Annotated in this window: 11 protein-coding genes; 7 read left to right on the forward strand and 4 right to left on the reverse strand. The window is 60.2% G+C overall.

Annotated features, from left to right (window positions below):
- Positions 1-109 precede the first annotated feature (109 nt).
- The 4 genes from AC3WP4_RS05010 to AC3WP4_RS05025 are packed head-to-tail and all read left to right on the forward strand — an operon-like array spanning position 110 to position 4266.
- Positions 110-892, forward strand: a complete 783-nt coding sequence (locus AC3WP4_RS05010; RefSeq protein WP_102614381.1) for a sugar phosphate isomerase/epimerase family protein — start codon at positions 110-112, stop codon at positions 890-892.
- Entirely contained in the window at positions 885-1910 is a 1026-nt protein-coding gene (locus AC3WP4_RS05015) for a sugar kinase (RefSeq protein ID WP_102614382.1), read from the forward strand. The genes AC3WP4_RS05010 and AC3WP4_RS05015 overlap by 8 nt, the downstream gene beginning before the upstream one ends.
- Before the next feature lie 58 nt (positions 1911-1968).
- Positions 1969-3267: an MFS transporter gene (locus AC3WP4_RS05020; RefSeq protein ID WP_102614383.1), complete on the forward strand. Its 1299-nt coding sequence runs from the start codon at positions 1969-1971 to the stop codon at positions 3265-3267.
- A gap of 21 nt (positions 3268-3288) precedes the next feature.
- On the forward strand, positions 3289-4266 hold the full coding sequence (locus tag AC3WP4_RS05025; protein ID WP_074880711.1) for a 2-hydroxyacid dehydrogenase: 978 nt from the start codon (positions 3289-3291) through the stop codon (positions 4264-4266).
- Between the two features lie 124 nt (positions 4267-4390).
- Here the strand turns inward: AC3WP4_RS05025 and AC3WP4_RS05030 are convergent, their stop codons facing one another.
- Entirely contained in the window at positions 4391-5578 is a 1188-nt protein-coding gene (locus AC3WP4_RS05030) for a pyridoxal phosphate-dependent aminotransferase (RefSeq protein ID WP_102614384.1), read from the reverse strand.
- A 244-nt stretch (positions 5579-5822) separates the two neighbouring features.
- Here AC3WP4_RS05030 and AC3WP4_RS05035 point away from each other — a divergent pair, with 244 nt between their 5' ends.
- On the forward strand, positions 5823-6554 hold the full coding sequence (locus AC3WP4_RS05035; protein ID WP_102614385.1) for a hypothetical protein: 732 nt from the start codon (positions 5823-5825) through the stop codon (positions 6552-6554).
- A 116-nt stretch (positions 6555-6670) separates the two neighbouring features.
- On the opposite strand, the gene AC3WP4_RS05040 is transcribed toward AC3WP4_RS05035, so the two are convergent.
- From AC3WP4_RS05040 to AC3WP4_RS05050, 3 genes are all read right to left on the reverse strand, one after another.
- Positions 6671-8296, reverse strand: coding sequence for a methyl-accepting chemotaxis protein (locus AC3WP4_RS05040; RefSeq protein ID WP_102614386.1), 1626 nt, complete (start codon positions 8294-8296; stop codon positions 6671-6673).
- A 373-nt stretch (positions 8297-8669) separates the two neighbouring features.
- The gene (locus tag AC3WP4_RS05045) at positions 8670-9812 is read right to left on the reverse strand and encodes a glycerate kinase (protein WP_102614387.1); all 1143 of its coding nucleotides are present in this window, start codon (positions 9810-9812) and stop codon (positions 8670-8672) included.
- A gap of 153 nt (positions 9813-9965) precedes the next feature.
- Positions 9966-11096: a sugar diacid recognition domain-containing protein gene (locus AC3WP4_RS05050; RefSeq protein WP_102614388.1), complete on the reverse strand. Its 1131-nt coding sequence runs from the start codon at positions 11094-11096 to the stop codon at positions 9966-9968.
- Between the two features lie 169 nt (positions 11097-11265).
- Between AC3WP4_RS05050 and AC3WP4_RS05055 the strand changes: the two genes are divergently transcribed.
- The gene (locus tag AC3WP4_RS05055) at positions 11266-12576 is read left to right on the forward strand and encodes an MFS transporter (RefSeq protein WP_102614389.1); all 1311 of its coding nucleotides are present in this window, start codon (positions 11266-11268) and stop codon (positions 12574-12576) included.
- A gap of 218 nt (positions 12577-12794) precedes the next feature.
- Positions 12795-13808 (forward strand): aldo/keto reductase, encoded by a 1014-nt coding sequence (locus tag AC3WP4_RS05060; protein WP_102614390.1) that lies wholly within the window; start codon positions 12795-12797, stop codon positions 13806-13808.
- The last annotated feature ends 181 nt before the right edge of the window (positions 13809-13989 follow it).

Consider the following 13989-nt stretch of genomic DNA (forward strand, 5'->3'; position numbering starts at 1 on the left):
TACGGCGCTCACAGAACCAGTGTGGGAGAGAGCCTGCTCGCGAAGAGTCCTAAAGGTCATCAACCTTTTTTTTGAACAAAAATGAAACCGGTTTCAGAGGTATACAACAATGAATAAACCACCTGTCTCCATCAGCCTGTCGAGCTACGGCGCCGACCTTGTTCGGCAACGCGGCCAAGGCAGCTTCATCGATGTATTGGCCGCCGCGGGCGCCACGCGTATCGAATGGCGCGAAGAGCTGCTGACCGTCGAAGATCCCGCCCAACTGGCCGAAGCTTCTCAGGCCCAAGGCCTCGAAAGCGTGTATTCCTCACCGATGGAATTGTGGCTGGCCGGCCAGTCCAGACCCAATCCCGAACTGATCTCTGCGCTCCAGCGCGCCCAGGCATTCGGTGCCAAATGGCTGAAAGTGTCCCTGGGATATTTCACCGACAACAGCGACCTCCAGACCTTGTCCCGCGTACTGGGCAAAAGTGCGGTGCAGTTGCTGGTGGAAAACGATCAAACCCTGCACGGTGGCCGCATCGAACCGTTCCAGCGCTTTTTCACTGAAATCGAGCAACATAAGCTGCCGGTCAAAATGACCTTCGACATCGGCAATTGGCATTGGCAAGACCAGTCCGCCGCCAGTGCCGCGCGGTTGCTCGGTCGCCACGTCGGCTATGTGCACTGCAAAGCCGTGACGCGCCGGGCCGACGGCAAACTGGTCGCCATACCGCCGGCCGTCAGTGACCTGCATCTGTGGGAGCAACTGCTGCGGCACATGGCCCAAGGCGTGATGCGGGCGGCGGAATATCCGCTGCAAGGCGACGACCTGGTGCAGCTGACCACCGAGCACGTCGCCACCCTCGCCCGCCTCGGTCAAACCCGGTTGGAGAGCGCTCATGTCTGAGATCGATATCCTGTCGTTCGGCGAAACCATGGCGATGTTCGTCGCCGAGCGGAACGGTGATTTGGCCGATGTAGATCGTTTCCACAAGCGCATTGCCGGCGCTGACAGCAATGTCGCGATTGGCTTGTCGCGGCTGGGTTTCAACGTGGCCTGGTTGAGCCGGGTGGGCGCTGATTCTCTGGGACGGTTCGTGATCGACACCCTGGAAAAGGAAGGTCTGGATTGCAGTAACGTCGCCCTCGACACCGCGCACCCCACCGGTTTTCAGCTCAAGTCGCGCACCGACGACGGCAGCGATCCGGTGGTCGAGTACTTCCGCCGTGGGTCGGCGGCGAGTCACCTGTCGCGGCAGTCGATCGCGCCTGAGTTACTGAACGCCCGGCACTTGCATGCCACTGGCATTCCCCCGGCGCTGTCCGAAACGGCTCGGGAAATGTCTTTCGAATTGATGACCCGCATGCGCAATGCCGGGCGCAGCGTGTCTTTCGACCCGAACCTGCGCCCAAGCCTGTGGGCCAGCGAACAACAGATGATTAGCGAGATCAACCGTCTCGCCGCCCTCGCCCATTGGGTGCTGCCGGGGTTGAGTGAAGGCCGTTTGCTGACCGGTTTCGAAGACCCGGCCGACATCGCAGCGTTCTACCTCGACCAAGGCGCCGAAGCCGTGGCGATCAAACTGGGCCCGCACGGTGCGTATTACCGCACTCATCTGGACCAGGGTTTCGTGGCGGGCGTGCCGGTGAAAACGGTGGTCGACACCGTCGGTGCCGGCGATGGTTTTGCCGTCGGCATGATCAGCGCCCTGCTGGAAAACCACAGCTTTGCCGACGCCGTGAAGCGTGCCAACTGGATTGGCAGCCGCGCGGTGCAGAGCCGTGGGGATATGGAGGGGTTGCCGACCAGGGCTGAACTCTGCACTGAATTTGAAACTGCCAATCGCCAGCAGGCTGGCTCCCACACTGGATCTGTGTCGATCACGCAACCTGTGGGAGCCAGCCTGCTGGCGATGAGGCCCTGACAGACCATCGATTTATTGAACCTGCTGCGACAAAAACAACAAGCTCAGGAGCACCACTATGAAAACCGCAACACTCGCCGCCCGCCGCTGGTGGTACATCATGCCGATCGTGTTCATCACCTACAGCCTGGCGTACCTGGACCGCGCCAACTACGGGTTCGCCGCCGCCTCCGGGATGGCTGCCGACCTGATGATCACACCGGGCCTGTCGTCGATGCTCGGCGCACTGTTCTTCCTTGGCTACTTCTTCTTCCAGGTGCCGGGCGCGATCTACGCCCAGAAACACAGCGTCAAGAAGCTGATTTTCGTCAGCCTGATTCTCTGGGGAGGCCTGGCCACGTTGACCGGGATCGTCTCCAACGCCTACTGGCTGATCGTCATTCGCTTCATGCTCGGCGTGGTCGAAGCCGCGGTGATGCCGGCGATGCTGATCTATCTGTGCCACTGGTTCACCCGTGCCGAACGCTCGCGCGCCAACACCTTCCTGATCCTCGGCAACCCGGTGACCATGCTCTGGATGTCGGTGGTCTCGGGGTATCTGGTGCAGCATTACAGCTGGCGCTGGATGTTCATCATCGAAGGTTTACCGGCGGTGCTCTGGGCGTTTATCTGGTGGCGTCTGGCCGATGACCGTCCTGCCCAGGCCAAGTGGCTGAGCGACCAGGAAAAGCACGATCTGGAAAGCGCCCTGGCCGCCGAACAGGTGGGCATCAAAGCGGTGAAAAACTACGCCGAGGCCTTCCGTTCGCCCAAGGTGATCATCCTCGCCTTGCAGTTTTTCTGCTGGAGCATCGGCGTCTATGGCTTCGTGTTGTGGCTGCCGTCGATCCTCAAGGCTGGCGCACAGATGGACATGATCGAAGCCGGCTGGCTCTCGGCGCTGCCGTATCTGGCGGCGGTGATTGGCATGCTGCTGGTGTCCTGGGGCTCGGACAAAATGCAGAAGCGCAAACGCTTCGTCTGGCCGCCGCTGCTGATCGCCTCGATTGCTTTCTATGGCTCCTACGCCTTGGGCGCTGAACACTTCTGGTGGTCCTACACCCTTTTGGTGATCGCTGGCGCCTGCATGTACGCGCCTTACGGTCCGTTCTTCGCAATCATTCCGGAAATCCTTCCAGCCAACGTGGCCGGGGGTGCCATGGCGCTGATCAACAGCATGGGCGCGCTCGGTTCGTTTGGTGGTTCGTATCTGGTCGGTTACCTGAACAGCTCCACCGGCTCGCCGGCTGCTTCTTATCTGTTGATGAGCGGCGCGTTGATGCTCTCGGTGGTGCTGACGATTTTCCTCAAGCCCGGCGCCAGTGACCGGGTCGTGGCCAAGGCCGCTGTGCAACGGTCTACGGCCGCTCATTCCTGAATTGAAGTTGAGATGATGACGATGAAAAAGCAGGTTGTGCTGTACAAGAAACTCTCGCCGCTGCTGATGGCTCGCCTGCACGAGCAGACCGAGGTCACGCTGATCGACAACCTCAATGCCGATGGCCTGGCAACGCTGCGCGAAGCCCTGCCCCGCGCCCACGGGTTGCTCGGTGCGAGCCTGAAACTGGATGCCGGATTGTTGGATCTGGCACCGGACCTGGAAGCCATTGCCAGTGTCTCCGTGGGGGTCGATAACTACGACATCGACTACCTGACCGAACGACGGATCCTGCTCAGCAACACCCCGGACGTACTCACCGAAACCACGGCCGATACCGGTTTTGCACTGATCCTGGCAACCGCCCGGCGCGTGGTGGAACTGGCGAACATGGTTCGTGCCGGCCAGTGGACGCGCAATGTCGGTCCCGCGCAATTCGGTACCGATATACACGGTAAAACCCTGGGCATCATTGGCATGGGGCGGATCGGCGAGGCCCTGGCCCAGCGTGGACATTTCGGGTTTGGCATGCCGGTGATTTACCACAGTCACTCGCCGAAACCGGCGGTGGAACAGCGGTTCAATGCGCAATACCGCAGCTTGCCGGAGCTGTTGCAGCAGGCGGATTTCGTTTGTCTGACCTTGCCGCTGACCGCTGAAACCGAAGGGCTGATCGGCGCAGAGCAATTCGCTCTGATGCGCCCGGAAACCATCTTCATCAACATTTCACGGGGCAAGGTAGTGGACGAGTCGGCGCTGATCCGGGCCTTGCGTGAGGGGCAGATTCGCGCAGCGGGGCTGGATGTGTTCGAACGCGAGCCGCTTAACGCCGACTCGCCGCTGTTGCAGCTGAACAATGTTGTGGCGACGCCGCATATTGGTTCGGCGACCCATGAGACGCGGGAGGCGATGGCCACGTGCGCGGTGGACAATCTACTGGCGGCGCTGGCGGGTGAGCGGCCGAAGAATCTGGTGAATGTCGGGGCGTGGAAGGCTTAAGAAATTCGGCGCCTGTCAGGCAGCCTTCGCGGGCAAGCCCGCTCCCACAGGGTTTTGTGAACGCCAGAGATCCCTGTGGGAGCGGGCTTGCTCGCGAAGAGGCCGGCAATGGCAATACAGACTTTCAGGCCCGACGCGCCTCCAGCAGGTCCGCCGCACACAACGCAATCCGTCGGCACGCATCCGCCAGTTTCAGTTGATCCACCACCAACCCCAATCGAATATGCCCCGCCGCACTCGGGCCGAACGCTTCACCCGCCAGCACCGACACACCATAACCTTCCAGCAGCCGCTCGGAAAAACCCTGGGCACACAACCCGGTCTGGCGTACATCGATCATCACGAACATCCCGCCATCAGGCCGGATCGGCCGGATGCCCGGGCAATCACTCAGGCTCGCGCACACCAGGTCGCGACGCTGGCGATACTCCTCGCGCATCAACGCCACTTCCGGCAGATCTTCGTCCAGCGCCAATTGCGCGGCGTTCTGGATGAAATCCGGAATGCCAAACAGCATGCACAACGACAGGTGCACCAAGTGTTCGGCCAAAGGTTTCGGCCCGATCACCCAGCCCACGCGCCAGCCGCTCATGGCGTGGGATTTGGACAGGCTATTGATGGTCGCGGTTCGCTCGGCCATGCCCGGTAGGCTCGCCGGGCTGATGTGCTCGCCTTCGTACAACAGATCGCTGTAGACCTCGTCGCTGATCAGCCACAGGTCGTGACGAACACACAGCGATGCGAGTTCCTGCCAGACCATCAGCGGCAAACTGGAGCCGGAAGGATTGTTTGGACTGTTGAGCAAAATGACGCGGGTCTTGGGTGTGATCAGCGCCGCGACATCCGCCGGATCGACCCGAAAGCCATTCTCGGGGCGCACCGCCACCGGCACCACTTTGGCGCCGCAGGCACCGAACACGCCTTCATAGGTCACGTACATCGGCTCGGCGACGATCACTTCATCGCCCGGATCGAGCAGGCACTGCGCGACCGAATACACCGCACACTGCGCGCCCGGCAACACGATCACATGATCGGCCTCCACCGCTTGACCACTGCGACGTCGATGACGGTTGGCAATGCTGTCGCGCAAGCCCCGACTACCACGTACTGACGGGTAGTGGGTGTCACCGGCCAACAAGCTATCGATGCACGCCTGAACGATAGGCTGCGGTGTATCGAAGTCGGGATCGCCGATCGATAGCAACAGCACATCAACACCCTGCTCAATTAATTCCAGTGCTCGATCATGAATCTGCCAGGCCGCAGCGCCGTCACCGGCGATTCGTTTGGTCAAGGCTGAATAGCGCATGTAATTCTCCAGTCGCGCAGGTTCCAAGCCACAACCCTATCTCAAATCACGAAACGCGCCAGCTATTTGGCATCACCCGCAGCTCGCGGTGTAAAACCCACTAATGTGGCTGCATTCTCGTGGGCCGTCTACCTGACAGATCTGACAGTAGACGAGGGTGTTATCGGGCGGCTCAATGACGTCAGGAATTTCGTTTTCCCGATGCAGTTTCCTGCCGAAAACTACCTAACGATGGAGCATCGACATGTCGAATTTGAATGATGGAGTCCTTGAACTGGCGCGCCCCGAAATTATTGGAGTATTGCCCAATTTTCCAGGTAGTGAAAATAATCTGCTGCCAAGGGCATTGCTTTTCGAGCCGCTTAAAGTGGCCATTCCCACCTGGCAAGAGCTGGAATCTCCCGCATTTCTGACACTCTGGTTAGGCTGGAATGGGCAAACCCTGCCAGTCACAGAATACTATTTCGAACCACCAATCAACCCCGGCCTGTTCCCCTATACCGCAGAAATTGCACCCCAGCTTTTTTCGCAGGAGGGCGAATACGAAGTCCACTATAAGTTAGATATCGGAGGAAATGAGTACGTGTCGCACCTCAACACCTTCACCGTCGATAGGACTCCACCAAACTTGGGTAATCCTGGCCCATTGCCTTTGTTTCCACAGGATTTGATTGATCGCACCATCACTCCCGAATACCTGGTAGCACACAACGACGAGGTGGAAGTCACCATCGCACGTTATTTAGGTCAACGGCCGTGCGACGTCATCACGTTCTATTTTGGCGCTGCGACCGAAAATAATGGTCTGCAGATATCCGTCCATGACTCAGCTTCCGACACGGTTTTCAAACTCAAAGGGGACATTATTCGTGCGAAAGGCGATGGAGACCACTTCGCGTTCTATTCGCTGAACGACCGCGCCGGTAACGAAGGACGCAATTCTCGGTATCAGCCAATCAGAGTGCGTGGAATGTAAAAACAAAACGGTTGTAGAGAGCCTTGTAGAACTAACAGCACTCTTTCATTTCTTCCAGCTTATACCGCTACTGTTCCACTAAAGCTGGAGCGTTGAGTCGCTCCAGCTTTAGGCCTTCAAATCACGAAACGCGCCACCATGGCATTTAAATCCACGGCCAGGCGCGACAGTTCGTGCGTGGCGGCGCTGGTCTGGTTGGCGCCAGTGGCAGACTGGGTAGCGAGGTCACGAATGTTCACCAGGTTGCGATCGACCTCGCGGGACACCTGGGCCTGTTCTTCGGACGCGCTGGCGATCACCAGGTTGCGTTCGTTGATCAATTGGATCGACTGAGTGATCTGCTCCAGCGCCACGCCGGCGGCGCGGGCCATCTCCAAGGTACTTTGGGTGCGTTGATTGCTTTGTTGCATCGACGAGACGGCCTGGCCGGTACCGTTCTGGATGCCGGCGACCATTTTTTCGATTTCCTGGGTCGATTGCGCGGTGCGATGGGCCAGCGCCCGGACCTCGTCCGCCACCACCGCAAAACCGCGCCCGGCTTCACCGGCACGGGCGGCTTCGATGGCGGCGTTCAGTGCGAGCAGGTTGGTTTGCTCGGCGATGGCGCGGATCACGTCCAGCACCTTGCCGATGTCGCGCCCCTGAGCGGCCAGGCCTTCGATCATCACCGAGGTGTTTTGCACATCGTGGGTCATGGTCTGGATCGCGCCGACGGTTTCCACCACACGGTCGCGACCTTCGCGGGCGGCCTGGGTCGACTGGTTCGAGGCTTCGGACGTCGACACTGCGTTGCGCGCCACTTCTTCCACGGCGGCGGTCATTTCGTTGACCGCAGTGGCGGCCTGTTCGATTTCGTTGGTCTGCTGTTGCAGACCGCGGGACGCTTCATGCGTGACCGTACTGAGTTCTTCCGCGGCCGCACCCAATTGGGTGGCGGAACCGGCGATCTGTTCGATAGTTTTGCGCAGGCTGGCCTGCATCGCGGACAAGGCATTGAGCAAGCGGGCCGGTTCGTCAGTGCCGTCGACCTCGATGACATTGGTCAGGTTGCCGCCGGCAATGGTTTGCGCCGCCAGCAACGCGCGGTTCAGCGGCGTGACGATGCTGCGGGTCAGCAGCCAGGCCAGCAGCACGGTCATCAGCGCCGCGATGACCGCCACGGCGACGATGCCGGTAATCGCGCTGCGGTACAGATCGCCCGCTGCGGCCGATGCGGTTTTCGCATCGGAATTATTCAGCGCCACCAGTTTGTTCAACTGCTCGCCCATCTGGTCCGTACCTTCCTTGATCCGGGTGTTGATCAGCGTGCGCATCTCGTCGAGCTTGTTCTGCCGCGACAGTTCCAGCATCTGGTTCTGGGCTTGCATGTAGTTGTCCAGCGTTACCGTGAACGTCTTGTACAGCGCAGCTTCTTCCGGCGAGGCCGACAACGCGGCATAACTGGCTTGGGCGCTGCGAACCTTGTCGACCAGCACGCCGATACGCGTCTGGGCTTCCTGCAACGCGGCCGGATCACGGTTGACCAACACCCGAAACGAGAGAATGCGCATGCGCAGGACGTTTTCCGTCAGGTTTCCGAGAAACCCGACGCTGGGCAGCTGCGTGGTTTCCATTTCGATGGAGGCTTGGTGGATGCTCGTCATGCGGTTCACGGCAAACACACCCAGCACGATGACGAGCAAGGCAATGAAGGCAAAACCCAGGAAAGCTCGAGGCGCGATATTCAGATTACGCAGTGACATAGGATGATTCTCGGGTGATGAGGCTACGAGCATCCTTGCGTGATCGCTGAAGGGCGGGCGGCGGCGCACGCGCGTCAGTTTGGCGCCACTGTTGGAATAGGTTTGTGTGGGCCTATTGGTTGTATCGGCGGGGGATTAGGTTTCCTGCGGGGCGTTGAGAAATAAATTTCAGGAGGTTGCGAGTGTTTCATCCATGAAACACTCTAGCTCCATGTAGCAGCTGCCGAGCTTGCGAGGCTGCGTTCGGCTGCGAAGCAGTCGTGAAGTCATGCGCCGCGGTGTGTCAGGAAAAACCGGCTACCGGATTTACGACTGCTGCGCAGCCGAACGCAGCCTCGCAAGCTCGGCAGCTGCTACAGGATCGCGGGGGGCTTCAGGTTTTGCGAGCGGCCACTTGCCAGACCCGCGCTACATCACTCGCCCGCTCCCGCAACAACCGTGGTGCCTCGGCACACGCCTGTTCCAGCGTCATCGGCCCACTGGCCAAGGCAAACGCGGCATCGATGCCATGTTCGTACAGCGCCTGATAACCCTCGCCCAGTGTCCCCGCGAGGACGATCACCGGAACGCCGTGCTGCCGAGCAATACGCGCCACACCAAACGGCGTCTTGCCACGCAAGGTCTGGGCATCGAAACGACCTTCACCAGTGATCACCAGGTCGGCGCCCTTGACCGCATCGTTCAGGCCAACCAGTTCGGCGACCACTTCGATCCCGGCCTTGAATTGCGCCCTCAGAAACGCCTTGGCAGCAAACCCCAGACCGCCTGCCGCACCGCTACCCGGTTCGTCATGGACGTCTTTGTTCAAGACTTGAGCGCAGCGTTCGGCAAAGTGCCCGAGGGCGCGATCCAGTTGTTGGACTTGCTCGGGCGATGCGCCTTTTTGCGGACCGAAAATCGCTGAGGCACCGTGAGGGCCGCACAGTGGATTGTTGACGTCGGCGGCGATGTCGAATTGCACCTCGGCCAGTCGCGGGTCGATTTCACTTATGTCGATTCGCGCCAGTTGCGCGAGGGCCAAGCCGCCCGGTGCCAGTTTTTGGCCCTGGGCGTCCAGCAGCTTGACACCCAAAGCTTGCATCGCTCCCGCCCCGCCATCGTTGGTGGCGCTGCCGCCAATCGCCAGAATGACCCGTTGCGCCCCGGCATCGAGTGCCGCGCGGATCAACTCGCCGGTGCCGTACGTGCTGCTGATGCAGGCATCACGCTTGCCCGGCGGAACCAGTTGCAGGCCACTGGCCTCGGCCATTTCGATGATCGCGGTGTGGCTCTGGGGCAACCAGCCCCAAGCGGCCTCAACCGTTGCGCCGAGCGGCCCACGGACTTGGGTGCGGCGCCGTTCGCCCTCGCACGCTGCCAGAATTGACTCGACGGTTCCCTCCCCGCCGTCCGCCATTGGGCATTTGACCAGGAGCGCGTCGGGCCAAACCTGCGCTAACCCCAGCGCAATGGCATCGGCCACACCCTGGGCACTCAGGCTGTCCTTGAACGAATCGGGGGCGATGACGATTTTCATGCGAATTCTCCAGTTCCAATGCGTTCCATGCTGCCAGCAGGCAAGAACAATAACGCCGGTCCGCTGCACAAGCCGGTGTGGCGTTTATTGTTCATTTCCACAAAACCTATCTGTCCCTACACATTCCTTGTAGCAGCTGCCGTTGTGGCGCTGCTACAGGTTGGTGTTCGGTGCGTCGGTTTGTGGGAGTAGCTGGACACCTAGGTAGAGCGCAAGCATCCCGTCGAGTCTTAGCGGATCAACACCACTGAGCTCGGCAATCCGCTCCATCCGGTAACGCAAACTGTTGCGATGGATGCCCAGCGCATCGGCACAAGCCTGGCTCTGGCCATCGTGATCGCACCAACAGCGCAGAGTCGCCAGCAGTTGGCCGTTGCCATCCTTGGCGATGACTTTACGCAGCGGTTTGAGCAACTCGTCCAGCGCGTCGTCGTTGCGGTGGCGCCAGAGCATCACCGGCAACCGATAACGGTTGAGCGTCAGCAAACGCGAGTGTGGCAACACCTCTCGCCCATAGGCCAGCAAGTCGCCGACGCGTCGATAGCAACGACGCAGCCCGGACAATCCATCCGCCTGCCCGCCTACGGCGATGCGCAAAATGTTCCAGCCAAGGCCGTCGAGTTTTTCCAGCAACCGGTCATTCTCGATCGCCTGCGCCGCCGGTCGGCACCAGAGCAACGATGACTTGGCTGAACTCACGCACCAACTGTCCGGGTAGCGCGAGGTCAGCCAGGCGTTGAGTGCTTCGACGGTTTGCCCCGGACCATGCTCCACCCCTAACTCGAACAGATAAGGCACCCGCGTCATCTGCGGCTTGAGCCCGAGCTGCTGCGCTTCATCGATCAACCGTGGCGAATCCCCGGCCTCGCTGAGCAGCAATGCCAGCAGATCGTCGCATCGCTGGCGCCGCCATTGCTGTTCGGCCTGCTGATTGCGCTGGCCGACCAGCATCTCCGCGGTCATCCGCACCAGTTCGGCATAGGTGCGTAATTGCTCGGGTTCACCGGTGATGCCCAGCACGCCAATCAAACGCTGATCGAGCAACAGCGGCAGGTTGATGCCCGGCTGCACGCCCTTCAAATGAATCGCCGTCTGGGCGTCGATTTCCACTACCCGCCCATTGGCCAGCACCAGTTGCGCGCCTTCATGCCGGGTGTTGACCCGCTCCGGTTCGCCGCTGCCAAGAATCAGGCCCTGGCTGTCCATGACGTTGACGTTGTACGGCAGGATAGCCATTGCCCGGTCGACGATGTCCTGGGCCAGGTCGTGATCGAGTTCGAACATAGCGCGGATCCTTGAAAGCGTGATGGAGCGGATTGTTCACCCGCACAGGCCTTGGTTGCAAACCCTGTGCTCAGGCACAAAGACAATGACCCAAGCGGTGGCCGAGACTCACCGGGCGGTCAACGTTACCCTTGCATCGCAAAAAATCATAATAAAGAGAGAGCCCGCCATGTCACAGAGCGCCGCCGCTACCCAGGCCATCGTTGACGAAAAAAACGCCGTCTACAAACGCATTACCTTGCGTTTGATCCCCTTCATCTTCATCTGCTACCTGTTCAACTACCTCGACCGGGTGAACGTTGGATTTGCCAAGCTGCAGATGCTCGATGCGCTGAAATTCAGCGAAACCGTGTACGGCCTCGGGGCCGGGATCTTCTTTATCGGTTACGTGTTGTGCGGCGTCCCCAGCAACCTGGCCTTGACCAAATTCGGCCCGCGCCGCTGGATCGCGCTGATGATGATCGTCTGGGGCACGCTGTCGACCTGTTTGCTGTTCGTCACCACTCCGACCGAGTTCTACACCTTGCGTCTGTTTACGGGCGCGGCTGAAGCCGGGTTCTTCCCGGGCGTGGTGCTCTACCTTTCGCAGTGGTTTCCGACCTTCCGCCGTGGCCGCATCATGGCGCTGTTCATGTCCGCGATCCCAGTGTCCGGCCTACTCGGCAGCCCGTTTTCCGGCTGGATTCTCAATCACTTCGCCGCAGGCCAAGGTGGTTTGGCGGGCTGGCAGTGGATGTTCCTGCTACAAGGCATTCCGACGGTGATCCTCGGTGCCCTCGCCTACTTCCTGCTCAGCGACAGTTACGCCAACGCCAAATGGCTCACGCCGTTCGAGCGCTCGGTGCTGGAAGCCGACCACGCTATCGATCTGGCCAACAAACCGAAAACCACCACCGACTCGCTGCTGGCCGTGTTCAAGAATCCCGCTATCTGGGCTTTCGGTCTGATCTACTTCTGCATCCAGAGCGGCGTCTATGCGATCAACTTCTGGCTGCCGTCGATCATCAAGAATATGGGCTTCAGCGATAACCTGGTAATCGGCTGGCTCAGTGCAATTCCGTACCTGCTGGCAGCGCTGTTCATGTTGATGGTCGGCCGCTCTGCGGACCTGCGCAAAGAACGTCGCTGGCACTTGGTGGTGCCGATGCTGATGAGCGCGGTCGGTTTGCTGATCGCGGTGAACTTTGCGACTACGCCAGCCATCGCCATCCTTGGCCTGACCATCGCTACTATGGGCGCCCTCACCGGCCTGCCGATGTTCTGGCCGGTGCCGACTGCGCTGCTGAGCGCGGGCGCTGCGGCGGGTGGTCTGGCGCTGATCAACTCCATGGGGCAGATGGCCGGGTTCCTGAGTCCGTATCTGGTGGGTTGGGTCAAGGACAGCACCGGCTCGACCGATGCCGCGCTTTACCTGCTGGCGGGCGTGATTGTTTGCGGGAGTTTGTTGGCGCTACGCATGACCCGCACCCTGCGCGTCTGACGAGGGTCCCTTGATTGATCGTTCCCACGCTCTGCGTGGGAATGCAGTCCGGGACGCTCTGCGTCCCTTTCGAGAGCTGGAACGCGGAGCGTCCCTTGAGGCATTCCCACGCAGAGCGTGGGAACGATCGGCACCGGATGTTCGAGATTTGCGTTTGCTCTGGACAGTCGTTCTGGTATTTGATTGAGCCTTTCTCCCACCGGTAAAAGGATTTCGTCATGAGCTACCGCACGCTGGGTCATTCGGGTTTACAGGTTTCCACCCTGACCCTGGGTACCATGATGTTCGGCGAACAGACCAGCACCGAAGATTCCCTGCGGATCATCGACAAGGCCTGGGACCAGGGCATCAACTTCATCGACACCGCGGACGTTTACACCAACGGCCGCTCCGAAGAGATCGTCGGCGAAGCGATTGCAGGTAACCGTCACGAATGGGTGCTGGCGACCAAGGTCGGTTTCGGCCCGGTGGACGGCGTTCCGAACCGCAGCGGCCTGAGCCGCAAGCACCTGTTCAATGGCATCGACGCCAGCCTGACGCGTTTAGGCACCGACTATCTCGACATCTATTACTTGCACCGCGAAGACCACAACACGCCGCTGGAAGTCACGGTGTCGGCCATCGGCGACTTGATCCGCCAGGGCAAGATTCGCTATTGGGGTTTGTCGAATTACCGTGGCTGGCGCATCGCCGAGGTGATTCGTGTGGCCGATCACCTGGGTGTCGATCGGCCGGTGATCAGTCAGCCGCTGTACAACATCGTCAACCGTCAGGCGGAAACCGAGCAGATCACCGCCGCGCAAAACTATGGCCTGGGCGTGGTGCCTTACAGCCCGCTGGCGCGTGGCGTGCTCAGCGGTAAATACGCGCCGGACGTGAAGCCAGACGCCAACAGCCGCGCCGGCCGCGCCGATAAGCGCATTCTGGAAACCGAATGGCGCGTCGAATCCCTGCGCATTGCGCAGCAGATCCAGCAGTACACCCAGGATCGCGGCGTGGGCATCGTCGAATTCGCCATCGCCTGGGTGCTGAATAACAGCGCCGTCACCTCGGCCATCGTAGGGCCGCGTACTGAAGAACAATGGGATGCCTACACCAAGGCGCAAGCGGTGAAGATTACGGCTGAGGATGAAGCGTTCATTGATTCGCTGGTTGTGCCTGGGCACGCGTCGACACCGGGGTTTAATGATGTGAGCCACTTTGTATCGGGACGCAAACCGCGTCTGGCTTGAGATTTATCCCTTGATCACTTGATGCTTAATCGTTCCCACGCTCTGCGTGGGAATGCCTCAAGGGACGCTCCGCGTTCCAGTTCTCGAAAGGGACGCGGAGCGTCCCGGGCTGCATTCCCACGCAGAGCGTGGGAACGATCAGGCTCTGTTGATCAATATTCAACTCGAAAACCACGTATCC

The organism is Pseudomonas sp. FW305-20 (genome assembly GCF_058788075.1).

Bases quoted from the DNA above. Each gene is read 5' to 3' on its own strand.
- AC3WP4_RS05060 (WP_102614390.1), top strand. From the start codon at position 12,795: ATGAGCTACCGCACGCTGGGTCATTCGGGTTTACAGGTTTCCACCCTG.
- AC3WP4_RS05030 (WP_102614384.1), bottom strand. From the start codon at position 5,578: ATGCGCTATTCAGCCTTGACCAAACGAATCGCCGGTGACGGCGCTGCG.
- AC3WP4_RS05020 (WP_102614383.1), top strand. From the start codon at position 1,969: ATGAAAACCGCAACACTCGCCGCCCGCCGCTGGTGGTACATCATGCCG.
- AC3WP4_RS05015 (WP_102614382.1), top strand. From the start codon at position 885: ATGTCTGAGATCGATATCCTGTCGTTCGGCGAAACCATGGCGATGTTC.
- AC3WP4_RS05050 (WP_102614388.1), bottom strand. From the start codon at position 11,096: ATGTTCGAACTCGATCACGACCTGGCCCAGGACATCGTCGACCGGGCA.
- AC3WP4_RS05025 (WP_074880711.1), top strand. From the start codon at position 3,289: ATGAAAAAGCAGGTTGTGCTGTACAAGAAACTCTCGCCGCTGCTGATG.
- AC3WP4_RS05035 (WP_102614385.1), top strand. From the start codon at position 5,823: ATGTCGAATTTGAATGATGGAGTCCTTGAACTGGCGCGCCCCGAAATT.
- AC3WP4_RS05010 (WP_102614381.1), top strand. From the start codon at position 110: ATGAATAAACCACCTGTCTCCATCAGCCTGTCGAGCTACGGCGCCGAC.
- AC3WP4_RS05045 (WP_102614387.1), bottom strand. From the start codon at position 9,812: ATGAAAATCGTCATCGCCCCCGATTCGTTCAAGGACAGCCTGAGTGCC.
- AC3WP4_RS05040 (WP_102614386.1), bottom strand. From the start codon at position 8,296: ATGTCACTGCGTAATCTGAATATCGCGCCTCGAGCTTTCCTGGGTTTT.
- AC3WP4_RS05055 (WP_102614389.1), top strand. From the start codon at position 11,266: ATGTCACAGAGCGCCGCCGCTACCCAGGCCATCGTTGACGAAAAAAAC.